The organism is Oribacterium sp. oral taxon 078 str. F0262, from assembly GCF_000160135.1.
Classification (GTDB): Bacteria; Bacillota; Clostridia; order Lachnospirales; family Lachnospiraceae; genus Oribacterium.
On the sequence record NZ_GG729937.1, the window covers coordinates 116963 to 137127 of the forward strand.

At 56.6% G+C, this 20165-nt stretch carries 14 protein-coding genes; 1 reads left to right on the forward strand and 13 read right to left on the reverse strand.

From position 1 onward, the window contains the following. Positions 1–191: 191 nt before the first annotated feature. The 12 genes from rfbF to GCWU000341_RS11490 form a co-directional block, all read right to left on the reverse strand. Positions 192–962, reverse strand: a complete 771-nt coding sequence (gene rfbF, locus GCWU000341_RS11430) for a glucose-1-phosphate cytidylyltransferase (protein ID WP_009216203.1) — start codon at positions 960–962, stop codon at positions 192–194. Continuing rightward, complete coding sequence (locus tag GCWU000341_RS11435) at positions 959–2548, reverse strand: hypothetical protein (protein WP_009216204.1); 1590 nt, start codon at positions 2546–2548, stop codon at positions 959–961. The genes rfbF and GCWU000341_RS11435 overlap by 4 nt, the downstream gene beginning before the upstream one ends. Beyond that, a complete protein-coding gene (locus GCWU000341_RS12830; protein WP_009216205.1) occupies positions 2541–4247 on the reverse strand; it encodes a hypothetical protein in 1707 nt (568 codons plus the stop codon). Before GCWU000341_RS12830 ends, GCWU000341_RS11435 begins: the two co-directional genes overlap by 8 nt. A 90-nt stretch (positions 4248–4337) precedes the next feature. Next, positions 4338–6611 (reverse strand): hypothetical protein, encoded by a 2274-nt coding sequence (locus tag GCWU000341_RS11445; RefSeq protein WP_009216206.1) that lies wholly within the window; start codon positions 6609–6611, stop codon positions 4338–4340. Beyond that, positions 6589–7404 (reverse strand): hypothetical protein, encoded by an 816-nt coding sequence (locus GCWU000341_RS11450; protein ID WP_009216207.1) that lies wholly within the window; start codon positions 7402–7404, stop codon positions 6589–6591. Before GCWU000341_RS11450 ends, GCWU000341_RS11445 begins: the two co-directional genes overlap by 23 nt. A gap of 214 nt (positions 7405–7618) precedes the next feature. Further along, positions 7619–8272 (reverse strand): D-sedoheptulose-7-phosphate isomerase, encoded by a 654-nt coding sequence (locus tag GCWU000341_RS11460; protein WP_009216209.1) that lies wholly within the window; start codon positions 8270–8272, stop codon positions 7619–7621. After that, on the reverse strand, positions 8230–8997 hold the full coding sequence (locus GCWU000341_RS11465) for a D-glycero-alpha-D-manno-heptose-1,7-bisphosphate 7-phosphatase (protein WP_009216210.1): 768 nt from the start codon (positions 8995–8997) through the stop codon (positions 8230–8232). Before GCWU000341_RS11465 ends, GCWU000341_RS11460 begins: the two co-directional genes overlap by 43 nt. 3 nt (positions 8998–9000) lie before the next feature. After that, positions 9001–10008: a GHMP family kinase ATP-binding protein gene (locus GCWU000341_RS11470; RefSeq protein WP_009216211.1), complete on the reverse strand. Its 1008-nt coding sequence runs from the start codon at positions 10006–10008 to the stop codon at positions 9001–9003. Then, on the reverse strand, positions 10005–10715 hold the full coding sequence (locus GCWU000341_RS11475; protein WP_009216212.1) for a nucleotidyltransferase family protein: 711 nt from the start codon (positions 10713–10715) through the stop codon (positions 10005–10007). The genes GCWU000341_RS11470 and GCWU000341_RS11475 overlap by 4 nt, the downstream gene beginning before the upstream one ends. Beyond that, a complete protein-coding gene (locus GCWU000341_RS11480) occupies positions 10715–14473 on the reverse strand; it encodes a glycosyltransferase (protein WP_009216213.1) in 3759 nt (1252 codons plus the stop codon). The genes GCWU000341_RS11475 and GCWU000341_RS11480 overlap by 1 nt, the downstream gene beginning before the upstream one ends. Continuing rightward, positions 14470–15912, reverse strand: coding sequence for an ABC transporter ATP-binding protein (locus tag GCWU000341_RS11485; protein WP_009216214.1), 1443 nt, complete (start codon positions 15910–15912; stop codon positions 14470–14472). Before GCWU000341_RS11485 ends, GCWU000341_RS11480 begins: the two co-directional genes overlap by 4 nt. Before the next feature lie 117 nt (positions 15913–16029). Continuing rightward, a complete protein-coding gene (locus GCWU000341_RS11490) occupies positions 16030–16677 on the reverse strand; it encodes a phosphoribosyltransferase (protein ID WP_009216215.1) in 648 nt (215 codons plus the stop codon). Between the two features lie 420 nt (positions 16678–17097). Between GCWU000341_RS11490 and GCWU000341_RS11495 the strand changes: the two genes are divergently transcribed. Then, the gene (locus GCWU000341_RS11495) at positions 17098–17367 is read left to right on the forward strand and encodes a hypothetical protein (RefSeq protein WP_040654321.1); all 270 of its coding nucleotides are present in this window, start codon (positions 17098–17100) and stop codon (positions 17365–17367) included. Between the two features lie 166 nt (positions 17368–17533). Here GCWU000341_RS11495 and clpB read toward each other — a convergent pair whose 3' ends face one another. After that, complete coding sequence (gene clpB, locus GCWU000341_RS11500) at positions 17534–20140, reverse strand: ATP-dependent chaperone ClpB (protein WP_009216217.1); 2607 nt, start codon at positions 20138–20140, stop codon at positions 17534–17536. Positions 20141–20165: the final 25 nt, after the last annotated feature.

Genomic DNA, 20165 nt, shown 5'->3' on the forward strand with positions numbered 1-20165 from the left:
CCCATGTGACTTTCGCCGGCCTCCCTCCGGGAGGCACTTCTCTTCGAGAAGACTCAAGAACGCTCCGAGTCTGCCTGATGGCAGACTTCTACGCCCGCGCCGTTGGCCGCGGCGGTCGGAGCGAGAGCGCCCTGCGTCGGGCCGGCAAAGCGGCGGGAAAAGCGGCAGAAAGAGCGGCAGAAAAAGCGCCGTTACCAGCGCTTCCACGGCGCCTTTCCCTTGGACCAAAGCTCCTCCAGAAGCTTCTTCTCCCTCTGCGTGTCCATGCACTGCCAGAAGCCCTCGTGATAGAAGCCCATGAGCTCCCCGTCGGATGCGAGCCTTCGCATCGGCTCCCGCTCCAGCACCGTCTCGTCTCCCTCAAGATAGTCAAAAATCCCGGGCTCAAAGACCATGAAGCCCCCATTGATCACAGCTCCGTCGGACTCCTCCTTTTCCCGGAAGGCCCGGATCCTCCCATCGGAGGAAAGGTCCAGGACACCCTTTTGCTGAGCGAGGTTCACCGTGGTAATGGTCGCGGTCTTCCCGGCGCTTTCATGGAAGGCGAGAAGCTTTCGAAGGTCCACATCGGAGACTCCGTCTCCGTAGGTCAGCATGAAGCGCTCTCCCTTTAAATAGCTTCTGACACGGCGAATTCGCCCCCCCGTCATGGTGCGGAGCCCGGTGTCGACGACTGTCACCTTCCAGTTCTCCGAGGCATTCTGGTGGACCTCCATCTGGTTGTTCGACATATCGAAGGTGATGTCCGCATTGTGGAGGAAGTAGTTCGCAAAATACTCCTTGATGAGATATTGCTTATAACCGGCCAGGATGATGAATTCGTGAAAGCCATAGGAGGAGTAGTATTTCATGATATGCCAAAGGATCGGCATCTCTCCGATCTCTATCATGGGCTTCGGCTTCAGATGGGATTCCTCGGAAATCCTGGTTCCGAGCCCACCGGCCAGTATCAAAACCTTCATGCTCTTTCCTCCTGTCCCTCTCGGAGAGCGCGGTATACATTGAGCTTTCCCTCCCGGAGGATGCGAAACGCGCGTTCAATACGCCCGCCGCCGTGGTGGTATTCAAATATCTGCTGAAGCTCCTCGTCGCTGAAGCTCTCGAGCTCCCAGGCTGTCCGAGTCATCCGCTCATAGCTCTGCCTTCGGTAGGGGATCTTCCGGATCTCCCGCACAGTAGTATAACAGTTCCCGAGGAAAAAGGTCAATGGAAGGAGGAGAGCCAGGCAGCGCGCCGCTCTCCCCGGCGCCGCCCATCCGCCGCATTCTCTTTCCTCCCTCTCCGCCTTCCGGAGGAAAATGCCGCCCGTATCGCTTTCGTCCTCCTCTTCCCCCGGGGCCACGGCCCGCGCATCGCGGAGAAGCAAAAAGCAGAGGAGGAGGATACCGAGTATGCCGCTTTCGTATTGGAGCGCGTAGCGGCTCTGCCAGGCATAATCCGGATTTTGGAAGATGAAGCGGGAGAGGAGGACGATAGCATGGCTCCCCAGACCGTGAAGGATCAAAAGGGCCGGAAAGAGAGTTTCCCTGTAATAGCCTCTTTTCAGGTAGAGCCAGATGGAGAAGAGGTAGGAGAATGCCGTGACGCCCCCCATGAGATAGATCCTGCTCTGACTCAGCTCACCTTGCGAGAGGAGCTCCTCCAGGCTCTCCCCGGAGAGGAGCATTGAGGCAAAGCCGTTCAGCGTAAAGCGTATGGGAAAGCTTGGAAATTCCCGGAGCAAAGAAAAGAGTGTCCGCTTCTCCGCGCCGGAATATTCATATACCGCAAAATGATTACTCAAAATGTAGAGGAAGAGGGGCAGTAGGACGGAGAGGATCAAAAGCATCATCCAGCGGGACGGCCCGGGCTGCGCTTTCCCGGTCTCGGCGCCCTCCCCCTTTTCCTCCGAAGGAGAGGAGCCCTCCTCCGCGCGGGAGGCCTCCCGGAGAAGGAGAAAGCTGTAGGCCGGAACCAGTGTCAGGAGATAGACGATCAGATAGGGCCCCGCGACGAGAAGAGAGATCCAGGGGAGAAGAAAAAGAAGCACTGTGCTCCCCCTTTTCTCCTCCCCTCTCAAAAAGCGGTCCAGCAGGAGAAAATGCGCGTAGAAGATGGCAAAGGCCAGAAAATGAGCATAGCCGGAGCCGTTTAAGAGAAGCTCCCATTTATTCAGCCCAAAATGGAGGAAAAAAAGACACAGAATGGGAGGGAGAAGGCTTCCCCGCACGAAAACGCGCTCGCGCAGGGAAAAGAGCGCGAGGGGGATCGCAGAGAGGCAGAGCCCGAGAAGCCCGAGAAGACGGTCGAAGACGACGGAGAAGCCGAAAAACTTTACATTGATCGCACGAAGGGGAAAGCTGATCGGAATCCGGGTCAGGATATCCGGCACAAAGAATTTATCCGGGTTCATCGTATCCGGAAGATAGGAGTTTATCAGGCGGATATAGTCAGAGGATACGATATCCATGGAAGAAAAGCGGAGATAGAGAACGAGAAGCCCCGAAAAGAAAGCGGGAAGCAGCAGCGTATAGAAAAGCCTTCCTCTCCCTTCCATATCCTTACGCATCTTTCCCTCCTCCAAAGCTCTGCTCCGTGATATCCCGGTAGCCCCTCTCCTCCGGGACCTCCTCCAGGATCAGGCTGTTCTCTCTCCCCGCGCCGTCCGGGAGCTCAGAAAGGTCCCGGAGGAAATGAATCCTCGTTCCTCCGGCCGTTCTCTCCCGGTCATAGACCTTGAAGAAGGTCCTCGCGTAAAAGTCCGTCATATGGTAACTGTTTCCGAGAATGTATACCTGCTTCCCGAAAACGCCCTCTCTCCCGTAGCGTCCGATCGTCTGATCCGCGAGGGAATTCATGCGGTCCTGATTCTCCCAGAAGTAGATCTTCGGAAAATAGGAGCGGTAATAGCGTTCCACCGGGGAGATGCACAGGAAATAGGCGAAAAAGAGGAGGGAGAGACAGATCCGCCGCCCCCCTTTCCGGTCCTTCGCTGCCGTGCCCTTCCCTTCTGCTTCGCTGAGCATCCCCGTGGGCTCTGATCCCTCTGATCCTGCATCATGCCCGGAGGAGAAATCCGCTCCTTCTTCCGCTTCCTGTCCGCCTTCTCCTCCGAAGCTCCCCCCTGCTTCTTCCACTGCTCCCGCTGCTCTCCGCGCTCTCAGGCCCTCTCCGACAATCCAGGAGAGATAGAGGAGCGCCACCGCATAGCTCACATAGATCCAGCGCATCTCCACCCGGATCGTTACGGAGGAGCAGCCGATACAGAGCGCGATGAAGCTGAGAAAAAGGAGATTCCCCCCGAGGAAAGACGCCTTCCTCCCGCGCCCTCCCGGGATCGCCCAAAAAAGCGCGGAAAAAAGCAGGAGGAAAAGCGGAAGCCAGCTTAAGAAGACCAGGCGTCTCAGCCAGGGCGCGGCCTCGGAAAAGGGAATTCCGGACAGGTATTCCGGCCCCGCATTGACCCCGAAGAGATAGGCGACCTGAGAGAGGGAGAAGCGAAGCGCCTGGCCCAGAGAAAAGGTATCGCTCACCTCCGTCCCGCCCGTCCCCGCCGGGAGGATGCTTCCGATCGCAAGTCCCCGGAGGAGAAGGATCAGGATCAGGTTCAGAATGCTGAGGAAAAGCAGGCGGACGCGTCCCTCCTTCCTTTTTCCCGAAAAAAGGGCGAGGGGGAAGAGCGGAAAGAGAGCGAGATAGCGCTCATGGGAGAAGACCAGAAGGAAGTAGACGAGGTTTGCCAGGAGAAAGCGCCAAACTGCACCGTCCCTTTGGTAGTCATAGAGCAGGAAGAGGATATAAAGCGCCAGGAAAAGGGACATGGTCTCCAGAAGCCCCAGGGCCTGTCCGATCTGATAATAGGAAAAATGGGAGAAGAGATAGAGCAGAGCGGAGAGGAACGGGATCAGCGTGAGCCCCCCGGAAAGCCTCCGGGAAAAGCGATAGATAAAGTAGGCGCAGCCGACATTCAGGATAATATTTACCGGCACAAAAAGCGAGGGATGATTCCTGACAAGCATCATCTCCAGATAGGTGAGCGTCCAGTAGACCGGACGGAAGCGGGTCGAAGTGCCGATCGGGAAAGCAAAGGCGAAATAGCTCTGCTCCCCGTAGCAGGACCACATATAGAGGTCATCCATGTAGAGACCGTGAATGTGAATATGGCGGTTCACATAGAAGCCCGCGAGAAGCAGAAGGAGAAAAACCGCCGCTTCCCGTACCGCTGTACGCCTCCCCTTTTCGCGATCTCTGTCCCTCGCTGAATCCATCTCTCTCCTCTCTATCTTCTTCTATGAAAAATACTGTCTGTATCAGTCCCCGTCAGCAGGGCAGACGGCATCTGTCTGCGCGGACGGAAATCAGCGGTATGCGCCGCCCATCTTTTTCTTTGCCTCCAGTATTTCCCAGTAGGAAAAGCCGCCGGAGAGGAAACGCTCAAAGACTTCTCTCCTCTGGGAGAGCTCCGATTCCGAAAGCGCGGGGAGCTCCCTTCCGTCCCAGACATAGGAGAGTCTTTGCTGGTCCACCTTCATCAGGAGGAAGCCGTCCTGATCCGCCCTCCCCTCCTCGACATCCAGCTCATAGAGCATGCCGTCCTTAAGGAGGGAGTGGAGCATTTCCTTCGCCCTCTCCTCCCTCTCATCCCAGAGAAAGCTCCGCTCGAGGTAGATATAGTCAATATCGGCCCACTTCAGAAACCACTCGAAGAATTCCGGATCATCATAGAGGCCCGGACTCCCCCCGGAGCCCTCCACATCGGCGATGCTCTGGACATTGCAGAGGATATAGTAGCAGTCCGGTGTCCTGGCGAAGGCGAGCACCCGGTTCTGCTTTCGCAAAGACATCTCGGAAAAGTGCCGGAGGGAACCCCGCTCCGCCTCAAACTCCTTGATCATCGCCACATTATCATAGTAGCCGCGGTTTAAAAGGTCAATGGGCGTAAATCCCACGGCCCCGACCCAGCTCGTAATCAGCGTGGTGAGAAGCGAGGCGAGATAAAGGATTGCGGCGCCGGGAAGCCGGATCCCCCTCTCCCTCTCCGCCTCTCTCCCGCGAAAGAAGGGGAGAAACGCCTCTTTGGAAGATGCGTCCGGGATCGGGGAGAAGGCCGTGAGCAAAAGCAGGGAGTCCAGAAGGATATAGTAGTTTCCGTCCACCTGCCAGAGCATAGAGAGCGTCATGAGAGAGAGAAGGCCGATCCCGGAAAAAAGCAAAAAGAGAAGGAAAAGGCGCCTTCTCCTCTCTTCGTCCCCTTCCCCTTTTCTGCCTCCGGCCCGGAAATGATGCATGTTTCGGATCGTGAGAAAGAGGAGGATCGGGATCGAGATGCCTCCCCAGGCGATCTGCACATGATTCATATCCTCCCCGATCGGGCAAAAGAGGAAGAGAAGCGCCCGCCGGAGAACGGAAAGGAAGAGCTCCGCCGCCCCTCCCTTTGTCGCATAGTCGATATGAGCGTCCAGATTAAAGGGCCATTTCACCTGAAAGCCGATCGCCTGAAAGAAGCCTGTGAAGGTGGTGGAGAAGGGAAGCCCTGTGATGAGGAGAGTCCGGAGCGTTACAAGGCCCGTAAACAGCAGGGAGAAGAGGAGCGCAGCTCCTCCTTTTCTTCTCTCCTCCCGGAGAAGTCCCGCTCTGCTTTCGCTTCGGATGGCAAGGCAGAGAGAGCCCGCCATCAGGATCAGCCAGGACGCCGTGCTGAAAACGACGGCCGTCGGCTTAAAGGAGTAGCTCAGTACAAGGGCCGCCGTCCCCTTCAGCCATTCCCCTCTGAGAAAGAAGAAAAGCATGGCGAGCTGGACGAGAAGCGTGATGAGATCCGTCTTCGCCGTGATCGACATATTTCCGACAGAGCTCATCAAAAAGAAGAAGAGGACGGCGTAGGAGCTGTCTCTCCCCGTCCTCCCCAAAAGGCGAAGGATTCGAAAAAGGAGGAAGGCGCACGCGATCATGGTCCAGAACTGAAACATGAGCTGGAGGGAAAAGCAGCGGAAGTGGGAGAGCGGAAAGCTCAGGATTTCCAGCCCCTTCGGGTAGCTGTAGACCGCATTGATCTGGCCGAGCGCGGAGAAAAAGTCCCCGTTAAAGAGCACATAGCTGCTCCGAAGGCCGTAGCGAAGGGAATCGTAGTCCGCCGCGATATTCATCCGGTTCAACTGGATCAGGAGAAGAGGCAGGGAGAAAAGGAGGGGGAGAAAATCGGGGCCCGGGAGAGAGGAGGCCGAGCGGAGAAGCTCCCGGAGAGGGACGCGCCTCCCCTCTCCGAAGAGGAGGAAGAAGAGGAAGAAAAGAAGCCAGAAATACAGGCCGGAGAGGAAGAAGGGAAAGAGCATCCTGTGGAGATAGAGCTCCGGGAGGAGGACAGCGGCGATGCAGAGAAACGTCCGCCTCCGGTTTTTAAGGAAAATCCGCCGGAACGCATAAAAAAGGAGGATAAGGAGAAGGACGAGCCCGATCTCGAAAAGCGCGGGGAGATTCCCCGCCTCCCCCGTGAGCCTTCCCCAGTTCCCGGACTCATAGAAAAAAATCGAAAAGGAAAGCGCGCAAAGGAAAAAGAACAGTCCGTACAGGACCGTTCCCGCTCCTCTTCTCGGATTTCCCGCCGCATCGCTACTTTTTCTTGTCTTTTCCATAGGCGGAATACGCCCTCCTGTAAAACAACATCAATATGCCTGCGAGAAACGCCCCGTGCAGCTTCCGAAACTCCTCTTCCTCCTCCTTCTCCCGGTTGTGGCTTTCGATCTGCCTTGCGGTCTCCGCCCCGCCGTGGACCCGGTAGGACAGGAGCGGCTTCTCCAGAGAGAGAAAGCGCCCCGGCCTGCGGGAGAGGCGGAGGAAGGTGTCCCAGTCTATGATGAAGCGGTAGGAATTTTGAAAGAGCGGGGTCCCGCAGAGGGAAGGACGATAGCAGCAGCTCGGGCAGATGATCCCGTTTCCGAAGCGGAGCGCGGAAAGCTTCACGGAGCAGCGGTCCGCCTTCTCGTGATTCCGAAGCCTCAGGCGGAGAAGACGCTTCACCGCCTCCGCCCGGCGCGAAAAGACATTTCCCGAGGCATCGATCGTCCGGCAGTCACAGAAAAAGAGCGACATATCCGGGTAGAGAGAGAAGGCGTGGAGCACGGCCTTCAGATAGTCCGGGTCGTAGAGATCGTCCTGATGCGCGATCGTGACAAGCTCCGCAAGCTCCGCCCCCTTTTCATAGGCGAAATTCCAGTCGTCCCGGAGGCAGGGCTTTCCCTCCCTGAGATAGAGCGGAAGTCCGAAGCGGGAGGAGAGCTCTCTCAAAAAGGCACTCTCCCCTGCAGCAACGAGGATGATGTACGCCCGGAGACTCTGCTGCAAAAGGCTCCGGATCAGCTCCTCAAGATAAGGGGAGTCCCCGTAGCAGGGGACGGAGAAGACATGGCGGTATTTCTTTTTTCTCATAAAGGATCTCCCTCTCTCTTCTCCTTCTTCTCTCTAAAACCACAGCTTGAGCGGAGAACGCTCACAAAAGGGTGCTTGCCCGCTTCGGCCCAAAATTCCAGTCGCCCCAAAGGCAGAGCCTTTCCTCTCTGAGATTGAAGCGACAATCCGAAGCGCTCAGATCCTTTTCTCCGCGCTTTTTCGAAAAATGCGGAGAACTCCGAAGCCGGGGAGCTCATTCCCCGAAATATCTCTCCTCCAGCATGAGGCAGAGCGCGTGATAGATCGGAAGATGATATTCCTGTATCTGATAGGTCTCATTCGACGGTGCGATGAGGGAAAGGTCCGCGAGCTTTCCGGCCTTCCCCCCGTCCTTTCCGGTGAGCGCGATCGTCTTCATGCCGAGAGCCTTTGCGACCTCAAAGGCATAGAGCACGTTCTTTGAGTTCCCGGAGGTCGTAATGCCGAGGAGCACGTCCCCCTTTTTCCCGTAGCCGAGCGTCTGCTGCGCGAAGATCATGAGCGGATTTTTGTCGTTGGAAAAGGCGGTGTTGAGAGCGGTCTGCGCCGTGAGCGCGATCGCGGGAAGCCCCTGCTCGAGATTCTCATAGAGCGCCTCCCCGTCCTCCGGATGGATCTCTTTTAAGCGAAGGCGAAGCTTCTCTGAAATCTTCCTCTTTTTACAAAAGCCCTTCATGAGCTCTCCGACGATATGCTCCGAATCCGCGCAGGAGCCTCCATTTCCGCAGATTAAAAGCTTCCCTCCTCTCTCATAGGAGTCCCGGAGCATTTGATAGGCCTCCCGGATCTTATCCTTAAGCCCGGAAAGCGCCGGGTAGCGCTCGATCAGGATCTCAAGCTGTCTCTCCGCTCTCTTTTCAGAATCCATTCTGCTGCCTCCTTCATATCCTTCGAAAAATAATCATAGTCCCCCGGCTTCGCCTTCTTCTCCTCCTCCGCCCCGTAGCCCGTGGAGAGGAGAATGCCGCAAACGCCGAAGCGATGCCCCGCCTCCATATCGATCAGCTTATCGCCGATCATGTAGCAGTGGGAGAGCCAGCTCCGAAGCTCCGAAAGCGTTTCATTCCTCTTTTTCAGCTCAGAAAGCAGTGCCTCCGGAAGCCTCAGACCGCTCTGTAAAAGGGACCCGCTCTCCCCGCCGCCCTTATCCGGCAGCAGTTCACGCTCTGCCTCCTCCCTCTCCCTTTCAGAGAGCCCGAAAAGGCAGTCCTCCCGCAGCTTCTCCGAAAGCATATCCCACTCCGCCTGGTAGAAAAGCCCGGCCTCCGGCTTCCGGCAAAGGCAGGCTCTCTTCCATTCTCCGATGCCGTGCGTCGGATGGTGCGGGCAGTAATAGCCCGCAGAAAGTCCCGCGCTCCCCTTCTGAAGCTCTGCGGCGAGAAAATCATTCAGCTCGATACAGTCCCGGACGCTGTAGTAGCCCCTCCCGATCCCCGCCTGATTCGTGATCAGGATAAGGAGAAAGCCCGCTTCGCTAAGGAGCCGAAGCCCCTCTGTGACAGCGGGAAGGATCCGGAGATCCTCTCTTTTATGGAGATAATTCACCTCCTCATTGATCGTCCCGTCCCGGTCCAGAAAGACGACTTTCTCCATCCGTCAGCCCTTCGCCTTCCAGCTCTGCGCGCCCCGAAGCTCAAAGACCCAGTCTGTGAGCTGTCCGCCCGCCTCCTTCAGCTTCTTCGAGACGATATGGCGCACATTATAGGGGCAGTAGACGAGAAGGAAGCCTCCTCCCCCCGCCCCGAGAAGCTTCCCCCCCAGAGCCCCCGCGGCTCTGGCCTCCTCGTAGAGGTGGTCGATCTGCGGATTCGTGATCTTGTCGGACATCTGCTTCTTCGCCTGCCAGCCGTCATTTAGGAGAAGGCCGAACTCATTCAGCTCGCCGCGAAGCAGCGCATCCTTCATATCATAGGCCAGCTTCTTCACCTCGCACATCGCCTCGAAGGCGGACTTTTTCTTATAATTTTTCACCTGGTCGTCGATGATTTTCGCGGAGACATGGATGCCTCCCGTATAGCAGAGAAGGAGGTTGTACTGGAGCTCATTGATCGTCTCCTTCTTAATCCGGAGGGGATTGACGACGACATGATGCCTGCCGTGAAATTCGATGAAGTTAAAGCCGCCGAAGGTCGCCGCGTACTGATCCTGGTAGCCGCCGCTGATTCCGAGGTCCAGTCTCTCGACCTGGAAGGCGAGGTCCGCGAGCTCATAGCCCTCGAGCTCCTCCTTCTGCCATCTCGCAAGAGCCTTCAGGATCGCGACCATCACCGTGCTGCTCGTGCCGAGTCCCGAACCCGCCGGGGCGTCGCACTGGAGAAAGACCTCGCAGCCCTGCCGGATCTTCATCGCCTTCATCGCCGCCTTCACGAGGTCGAGCTTTCCGTCGTAGATGATATTCTCCTTGGCGTTGAACTGCACCGTCATGTCGAAGTCGAGGGAGTGCACGATGATTTTATCATCCTCTCTCGGTAAAATCGAGCAGTACGCATATTTATTGATCGTACTGCCGATGATCGCTCCCCCCTGCTCCTCGCAAAAAGGCGCCACATCCGTTCCGCCCCCTCCGAAAGAAATCCGAAGCGGTGCTCTTCCCCGATAAATCACTGCGATATCCTCCCCTCTCTGACATCCTCCGAAAACTGCCGATAGGATTCCGGCAGCCCGATGTCGATAAAATACCCCTCTGCCTTCTTCGCCCCAATCCGGACGCCCTCCTGGATCCAGCGGGGGATGAGCTCATTTTCCAGACTGTGCTTTCCCTCCGGAATCCGCTCCATGAGGGAGCGGCGGAGGAGATAGACCCCTCCGTTGATCTCTCCCTTTCCCTGTCTTCCCTCTCTCTTTTCATTCCAGGCACTCAAAAGGCCGTCCGAAAGCCGGACCTCCCCATAGCGGGAGATGTCCTCCACCTCCCTCGTAAAAAGCGCCATGTCCAATCCCTTTTCTTCCATCAGCTCCAGGAGCGCGGCGTAGCGGATCCTGTAATAGGTATCCGCGTTTAAGACGAAGCACTGCTCCCTTTTGACAAGGGGGAGGGCGTTTCGGATCGCTCCCCCCGTCCCGAGCGCCTCCTTCTCAAAAGCATAGGAGGCGGAAAAGCCATAGCGGCTCCCGTCTCCGAAGCATTCCTCGATCATCTCCCCGAGATAGCCCGCGGCAAAGACGATCTCATCGATTCCCTGCCGGACAAGCTCCTCGCAAAGATACGCCATGAAGGGCCTGCCCTCAATATCCGCGAGAGGCTTCGGGCGGTCTGAGACCACGGAACGAAGTCTCGTGCCCAGTCCGCCGCATAAAAGTATCGCCTGCATCAGCTCTCTCCCTCCTCATTCTCATAGAGATCACAGAGACTCCCGTCCTCCCTTATCCCGAAATCCCTGCGGATTCGCTTCCACGCGCCCTCCACCGAGAAGTGCTCCGCGACATAGCGCTCGGAGAGCTCCGACATCCTCTGGAGAAGCGGCGTATTGTGGTAGAGCTCCACGGCAGCATCGGCGAAGTCCTCCGCCCTGTCTTCGATTCGGACGACTTCTTCCGCGTCGGGGATTCCCTCCGCGCCGCAGGAGGTCGTGAGCACCGCGGAGCCCTCGTGAAGCGCCTCCACGACCTTCCCCTTCACTCCCGCGCCGTAGCGGAGCGGTACGACGACGAGCCTGGACTCCTGATAGAGCTCGGAAAGTCTTTCATCGGAGACGAAGCCCAGCACCTCGATCCCCGGAGTGCGGGAGAGCTCCTCGATCTCTTCGTCCGTGTGGGAACCGACGATTCGAAAGCGCATCGTCGGAATCTGCTTCCGGATCCGCGGAAAGATCTCCCGCGAAAACCAGAGAACCCCGTCCTTATTTGGCGGATGCGCAAATCCCCCTACAAAGAGAAGTCCCTCCCGTTTCTGGTAGTTCTTCTCCACCTTCGCAGGCTCCGTGAAGACATAGGCCGTGATCGCCTTCACCTCGATCGAGGGATCGATCTCCCGGATTGCGTTGACCTCGACCGAGGAGGGGTAGTAGCTCTGATCGGCTCTTCGCATCACCGAGAGCTCCATATCCCTCCAGTACTCGGAATCCTCCAAAACCGCCGGGTCGTGGTTCAGCTCGTACTCTCTCCTCTCCCGGAGGAAGTGGAGATCATGGCCGTAGAAGATGCACTTCCACTCCGTTCTCTCCTTGATGTAGTCCAGATACTTGATCGCGATGTGCGGCCGGTTCAGGTAGACCATGTCCAGCTCACAGCGGTTCTGCTCGATCCAGTTCCAGATCTCGGACTGCATCCTCTGCCCGTAGAGAATCTCGATCCCCATCTGCTGGAGCTCCGTGCTGTAGGGCTCCTCGTGGAGGAAATTATCCCCGAGGAACTTGACTCTGAGCCCCTTCTCGAGGAACATCTTCAGGTACTGCCAGGTCGTCTTCGAGCCCGCGTCTCTGTCCCAGGTCGGCACATAGTGATCGACAACGAGGACATAGCGCTTGCCCTGTCCTCTCTCCCTCGCGCGGAAGGGATTCGGACTTCCTGTGTTGACGGACTGCTTCTTCAGCTCCTCCGCCCACTTCTCCCGGAACTTCTCCTGGTTCACCTTCTGATAACGCTTTAGGCCGCTTCCCTCGACATCCGTCCCGTTTGAGACCCCCTCATAGTGGACGACGACGGATTTCGGCTGGTAGAGCACCCGGCTCCCGTGCCTCCTCACCTCAAAGGCGAGATCCGAATCCTCGCAGTAGGCCGGGGCGAACCTCTCGTCGAAGCCGCCGATCTCCTCCCAGAGCGACCTCCGGATCAGGATCGCCGCTCCGGAGATATAGTCCACCTCCTTCACGTAGTTGTACTCCGGCTCCGCCGGATCCATGAGTCTTCCGTAGTTCCAGCCGGAGGCATCGGACCAGATGATTCCCCCCGCCTCCTGGAGCCTTCCGTCGGGATAGACGAGCTTCGAGCCGCAGAGTCCGCAGGAAGGATCCCGCTCCATCGTATCGACAAGGCTCTTCAGCCAGCCATCCGTCACGGTGGTGTCATTGTTCAAAAAGAAGATATACTCTCCCCTCGCAAGCTTCGCCGCCTGATTGCAGTTCTTCAGAAAGCCCATGTTCTCCGTGTTTCTCGCGATGACGAGATTCTCGGTATACTCCCGGATCTCCCGCGTCGCATCGGTCGAAACATCGTCCGCGATGATGATCTCATAGGGCGTCTCCGCCTGATCGGTGCGTCTTAGGATCGAGCGAAGGCAGCTGTAGGTATAGCCGATCTGGTTATAGCAGGGAATGACGATGCTGACCAGCGGGCTCTCCTGCTTTTCGAAGCGGAGCCTCCCCTCCTCGAGATAGACCTCCCCGATCCTGAAATCCCCCCGGATCCGATTCCGTCCGCCCGCGGTGAAGTACATCGGGAGCATGCGGAAGGGGTGACGGAGCGTCCGCTTGATATAGCTCATGACCTTCCGCCGCGGTGAGCCGATCGGAAAGTGCCTTGTATACTTTTCCTGGAAGCTCTGATGCATCTGGCTCCGGAAGCTCTGGTTCGCCTTATAATACTCGATATCCCTCTGCAAGGCCTCGATGTCTCTCTCGTGGACCCCGATCACCCGCTCGAGATTTCCGACATGAATGCTGGTCAGGCGCTTCTCCTCCCTCTCCTTCCGGATCGTGATATCTCTCGCCCGAACCTCCCTCTCCAAAGTCTCCTTTAGCTCAAGGATCTTCTTCTCCTGCTCTGAGATCTTCTTCTCCTGCTTTTTATAATTTCGAACGGAGACCTTTCTCTCCTGATAGGCCCAGACATTGGACTCTTCCCCCGAGCCGTGGATCTCCCTCTGAAAGGCGGCCTCCCTCTCCTCACACTTCGCGCTCTCCGCCGCGTCATAGCCGAAATACCGGAGAAAAGCCGCGAGATTTTCATAGCGGAGCTTCTCCCGGTTGTCCTCATACCAGTATTTCAGGATCCGAAACTGCAAAAAACGAAGCGGGACCTCCTGGTCCATGACCCACTCACAGTCGATGACCGTGGGCTTTCCCTCCCGGAGGAGGACATTCTCAAAGAGACAGTCGAGATTCGCCGGGCGAATACTCCCTGTCCTCTTTCCGAGGATAAGCTCCATACTCTCCTTGATTTCCGAGATCGGCGCGCTCCCGTTCCGTATCCTCCGGGAGAGGAGCTCCGAGAGACTTTTCCCCGTAATATAGGGGTAGACCAGGGCGGAGAGCATATCCCCGGAGCCATAGGCCCTCCGAAAGCTCTCCTCCTTTAGGACCGGGATCCCGCTGTAATTTTCGGAGGAAAGGAGGAGCTTTCTCTTTAAGGGAAGAGACTCGATGTGCGCATTCGCCTCCTTCGTAATCCCCTCCTTAAGGACATGCTTCCCCCCCTCCGGGTCCTTCAGGATCTCCGTCTTGATCGCGTACTCCGCCTTCCGGCTGGAATTATACTTCACATAGATCGGAAGCCATCCGTGGTAGTCCTTCGGCCTCTTTGCGATCCCCTGCTCCGGGCAGAAGCGGTAGAGATAGGCCGGCGCGAAGTCCGGAAAATCCTGAAGCTCCGCGAGGGCCCGAATCTTCTCATCCTCCTCTCCGGCCTCCGGCAGCCGCTCCTCGGAGTAGATATGCATCGGCATATCCAGGGCGGGGAGCGGAAAATAGAGGAGCTCCCGACAGTCCGGAAAGTCCCCCCGAAGGCGCTCCCGGAGAGACCAAAGCTCCGGCTTCGAGAGATATACGGTATCCTTGTCATAGAGCTCCCCCGCCGCGATCCGGTCAATCTCATTTCGGTTTTCTATCCCCAGAATGAGCTCTCCCCCCGGCTTCAGCCAGGCGTCCGAAAGCCCCCGGATGAGCTTCTCCGTCCTCGTCCCGAACATGGAGAGCACTCTTTTGGTGAGCTTCGGAATCAGGACATAGTCATAGCTCGCATCGTCCAGGCGGAAGGACACCCTCTTCACCCGCTTTCTCAGAAGCTCCTCAAAGGGCGCGGTCTCCTCCCGGTCTCCGAGAAGCAGCACAGCGGCATCCCGCTCATAGCCATTTTCCAGCTCTCCGAAATAGATCCAGTCGACCAGATTTCCCTTGTGCTGAAGAAAACTCATGCTTCATGCCTTTCCAGAGTCAGCTCCGACTCCATATCATAGACGCCGACCGTATTTTTATTGGACAGCACGGTGAGACTCGCCACATCGTACTTTCTGTCATAGACCGTATGCGTTCCCTCCTCGAAGCCGGTGCAGGACATGGAGAGAAGATACTCTCCCCCCTGCAGATTCATGCGCTGGCGGAAGGTGCAGATATATTCGTCCCCGGCCTTCACCGCCTTCGTCTCCTTCCCCTCGAACATCGTATTGGTCCCGGTCAGGTCCATCCCCCGCTTATCCTTTATGGTGAAGGTAAAGATCGGGGCCTCGATCCGATCGTGGAAGCGGATCTTCTCCCGGATCGAAAAGTACTCCCCCTTCAAGATGACATTCGTGAGCTGCCCTCTCTCGTCGAAAATCCCGAAGTCATAGATCTCCGCCTTTCCATTCCCGTAATGCTTCACATCCGGGTTCAGCGAAAGGCGTGACATCATAAGCGAATCTCCTCCGCCGGCCCCTTCCTTCTCTTTTCCTTCGGACTCTGTCTTTCCCCTTCCTTCCCGCTCTCTGTCCTTCCCCTTTTCCTCTTCTCCCCTCGCTTCTCCGGCGGCCCTTCCCTTGAGCTCCTCCACGACGGAGGCCCCGATGGAATTCACCCCGAAGTCCTGCTTGTCCACGAAGTCCTCATGCCCCGTGTACTGCCCCGCGAGAATCTTCTTATAGAGGTCCACCATCTCCCCCGGCCTTCCCTCGGAGATCTTCTCCCCGCGGTTTAAGAGGACCACCCGATCGCAGTACTTCATGACGGAGCCGAGATCATGTGTCACCATCAGGATCGTCGTCCCCTTCCTCTTCAGCTCATCCATCCGATGATAGCACTTCGCCTGGAAGAAAACATCCCCGACGGAGAGGGCTTCATCGACGATCAGCACCTCCGGATCCACGGAGATGTAGAGCGCAAAGGCGAGCCGGACGAACATTCCGCTGGAATAGGACTTCACCGGCTGAAGGACGAAGTCCCCGATATCCGCGAAATCGAGAATTGCCTGGAGCTTTTGATCCATCTCCTCCCGGCTGAAGCCCATCATCGTCCCGTTCATATAGATATTCTCGATACCGGTATAATCCTGATTGAATCCGGCCCCGAGCTCCAGGAGCGCGCAGACCGTGCCCTTCGTATGAACCGTGCCGAAGCTTGGGCTCAGCACGCCGGTGATGATCTTAAGGATCGTCGACTTCCCGGAGCCGTTCGTCCCGATGATCCCCACCGACTCCCCCTTCCCGACGGAAAAGCTGATGTGGTTTAATGCATAGAAATCCCGATGATAATTTCTGTGCCACGGATTCACCGACTCCAAAAGTCTGTCGATCGGCTTATCATAAAGGCGGTAGATCTTCGTCACATCCCGGACGGAAATCGCCTCCTCCCTCTCTCTGCTGCTCGCATTTTCAGACATAAAAAAACCCCAGATGGCTCTTGCGCATTTGGGGTATTGTAGCACACTTTCCGCCAAGGGTCAAAATCCCGGAGTCAAAGCCCGGGCACGGTAATGCCCGCCCTTCCATAAGCTCCGCTACTGCTCCAGCGGCTCATAGCCATAGGCATTTACCAGAGCGTCGATCCTCTCTCCCGCATGGCAAAGGGGGCACTGCCTGTAGTTCCAGGAGGCATAGTCCGGGATATTCTTCTTCCCGAAGACGGAGAAGATCGGAATCCCCTGGTATTCCTCCACCGCGCTGAAGATCGCGGAAACCCCGACGAGCCTCCCCTGATAATACTGGATACACTCCAGAATCTTGTCCAGCGTCTTCCCCGTCGTCAGATTGGCCAGCAGCACCAGGATGTTCTTTCCCTCGATCTCCGGGATCAGATTGTCCCGGAAGATAAGCTGCGAATTGCTGTTGAACTCCGGGTGCACCACATACATCGACTTATGGGCATTTGCGGAGAGAACACCGGATTTCGTGAGCTCCTCCGAGAGGAAGGCCCCGATGACATCCGTCCCCTCCATGCACACGATGGTGTCGATCACCGCGCCGTAGAAGTAGACTCCGCTCAGGCAGCGGGCGATATCATAGGCCTCCCCGCTCCGGGTCTTCAGAGTCGTGATATCGATATAGTAGTTTAAGTGCGCGTGATTTGTGGCGAAGTGCCCCCTGCATATCTTAAGAGGGGCCTCACAGCCCGCCGTATACACCTTCGAATACTCAATCTTCCTCATGGCCCCCTCCCCGTCCGCTCGATGACAAGCCGAGACTCTCCTCCGCTTTTTTCTTATTTTATCCTCTCTGTCTCTTACAGAACAAGCCCCTAAAATTTAATATTTTTTTAATGCCTCTCATCTCTTGAAAACCGGGTCAAGAGAACGACCTCCTCGATTATGCACCTCCGATAGGAATGGATCGGTCCGGAAAACTGTCTTTATGCTCCCTCAACCTCACATCTATCGGGTCTCTCAATTAGCTAATTGACTAATGTTAATATTATTATTTACATAGCAAATAAAACCTGCTATGTTATAAAAAACTTATCCGCAGCGGTATTGCTATCCGCCGCATCAGGCGCAGCGCTGAGCAGCATAATTTCTGCAGCGATACACATGGTGAACTTCTTACCAGGGTTCAGTCGGGAGGTGGGGACATTGAGCCATTATCTCTTTTCCGCATTGATTGGTTTTTTGTTGATCCTTGTCGGGATTTTCAATCTCAAAAGAGACTACCGTGAGAACGGGATCGTCAATCTGATCGTCGGCATTCCTTTCTTTCTCATCTCGCTTCTTTTCTGCTTCCGTCCTCCCAGAAACAAGCTTCTCCTTTTTGAGCTTGCCCTGGCTCTTGGTCTACTGGCCTTCCTCTACGTCTTTTATCGAAAATGGAGGAAAAAGAAAAGTACTGATCCGGAAAAGTACTGATCCGAAAACACAGCCAAAAAATCTCGGCCCGCCGCACAGCTTTCTTGTGCGGCGGGCCAATCCTTCTTTTCCCGGAATCGCCGGAGTGATCCCGGTGATCCCATTCTTCTCCTGTCCAGTACTTCTTCGAACGCGGATCTCTGCTTAGTTCGCGGCCTCAGAGCCTTTATTTTTCCTCTCTTCCCTCTTCGATCTCCGCCTGCATCCTTCCGTCCCGCTCTGTGAGAAGGATCGTGTCTCCTTCCTTCACATTGCCCTCCAGAATGACCTTTGCGACCACCGTCTCCACATTCTTTTGGATGAATCTCTTCAGGGGACGCGCGCCGAAGCTCGGGTCGTAGCCGTTTTCCATGACATAGCGCTCCGCCTCCGGGCTCAGCTTTACGCTGAGTCTCCGGTCCGAAAGGCGCCGATTGATATCCTTCAGGATCAGCGCCGTGATCTTTTCGATATCCTCTCTCGTGAGCGGCTTAAAGAGAATGATCTCATCGAGCCGGTTCAGGAATTCGGGTCGGAAGGAGGCGTGCAGCTGCTCCATAACGAGCTCCTCCGCCTTCTTCGAGATCTTCCCCTCCGCGTCAATCCCCTCCAGAAGATCCTGCGCTCCGATATTCGAGGTCAGAATAATGATGGTATTTTTGAAATCCACCGTTCTTCCCTGGGAATCCGTGATCCGACCGTCATCCAGCACCTGCAGAAGGATATTGAAGACATCCGGATGCGCCTTCTCGATCTCATCGAAGAGGACCACGGAGTAGGGCTTTCTCCGGACCGCCTCCGTGAGCTGTCCTCCCTCCTCGTAGCCGACATAGCCGGGGGCCGCGCCAATCAGGCGGGAGACCGAATACTTCTCCATATACTCCGACATGTCGATCCGCACCATCGCATTCTCATCGTCGAAGAGATTCTGCGCGAGCGCCTTCGCGAGCTCCGTCTTTCCGACACCGGTGGGCCCGAGGAAGAGGAAGGAGCCGATCGGCTTCGTCGGATCCTTGATGCCCGCCTTCGAGCGGAGAATCGCATCGGAGACCCTCCGCACCGCGTCATCCTGTCCGATCAATCTCTTATGGAGCTCCTGATCCAGATGGAGCACCTTCGAGCGCTCGGACTCATTGAGCTTCGTCACCGGAATTCCGGTCCAGCGGCTGATGATGCGGGCGATCTCCTCCTCCGTCACCTTGTCCCGGACCAGTCTCTCACTGCTCTCGCTCTGGGCCTTCTCCTCTGCCTCCTTGAGCTCCTTCTCCACGGCCGGGAGATCCTGGTACTGCAGCTTTGCGACCCTCTCATAGTCGTATTTCTGCTTTGCGATATTGATCTCGGAATTCAGCTTATCCTTCTTTTCGCGGAGCGCCTGCAGCTTTCCGACGGAGTTCTTCTCATTCTCCCACTGGGCCTTCTTCACATTGAAGCGGTCCCTGAGCTCCGAGAGCTCCTTCTGGAGATCCGAAAGCCGCTCCTTCGAGAGCGTGTCGTCCTCCTTCTTCAGCGCGAGCTCCTCGATCTGAAGCTGCAGGATCCTCCGACGAAGCTCATCCATGTCCTCCGGCATGGAATCCATCTCCGTCTTGATCATCGCACAGGCCTCGTCCACGAGGTCAATCGCCTTATCCGGGAGGAAACGGTCCGAGATATAGCGGTCGGAAAGCGCCGCCGCGGCGACAAGCGCGGAATCTGTGATCTTCACGCCGTGGTAGACCTCGTATCTCTCCTTGATGCCCCGGAGGATGGAGATCGTATCCTCGACGCTCGGCTCATCCACCTGCACCGGCTGGAACCTCCTCTCGAGCGCCGCGTCCTTTTCGATATACTTCCTGTACTCGTCGAGCGTCGTGGCGCCGATGCAGTGGAGCTCGCCTCTTGCGAGAAGCGGCTTTAAGAGGTTTCCCGCATCCATGGAGCCCTCGGTCCGCCCCGCTCCGACGATATTGTGAATCTCATCGATGAAGAGGATGATCTCCCCCTCCGACTTCTTCACCTCGTCCAGGACAGCCTTCAGTCTCTCCTCGAACTCTCCCCTGTACTTCGCCCCCGCGATGAGAGCTCCCATATCCAGGGCAAAGATCTTCTTATGCTTTAAGGTCTCCGGCACATCCTCCTTCGCGATCCGCTCGGCCAGACCCTCTACTGCCGCGGTCTTTCCCACGCCCGGTTCCCCGATCAGACAGGGATTGTTCTTTTGCTTTCGGGACAGAATCCGGATAATGTTCCGGATCTCCTCGTCCCTCCCGATGATGGGATCGAACTTCTGCTGCTTCGCCCGCTCCACCATCTCATAGCCGTACTTATTCAGAGTATCGTAGGTGCTCTCCGGATTGTCCGAGACCACCCTCTGATTCCCCCTCACCTCGGAGAGGACCTTCAGGAAGCCGTCCTTCGTGATCTGATACTTCTGAAAGAGACGCTTCAGCTCGGGCTCTGCCTCCTTCAGGAGAGAGAGGAAGAGATGCTCCACCGAGACATACTCATCCCCCATCGCCTTCGCGTGGTCCTCCGCATAGCTGATCACCCGGTTGGCCCCCTGCGAGAAATACTGCTGTCCCGCGCCGGAGACCTTCGGGAGCTTGTCGATCTCCTCCGAAAGATCCCTGAGGAAGGCATCCTTCGGAACTCCCATCTTGGTCAGAAGCTTCTCAATCAGGCTGTCCTCCACCGTCATCAGACTGTAGAGGAGATGGAGCTGAGTGATCTGCTGATTCCCGTGATCCATGGCCACCTTCTGGCAGTCATTGATCGACTCCACCGATTTTTGCGTAAATTTATTGATATTCATAGTCTACCCCCTCTTCTAAGGGCGC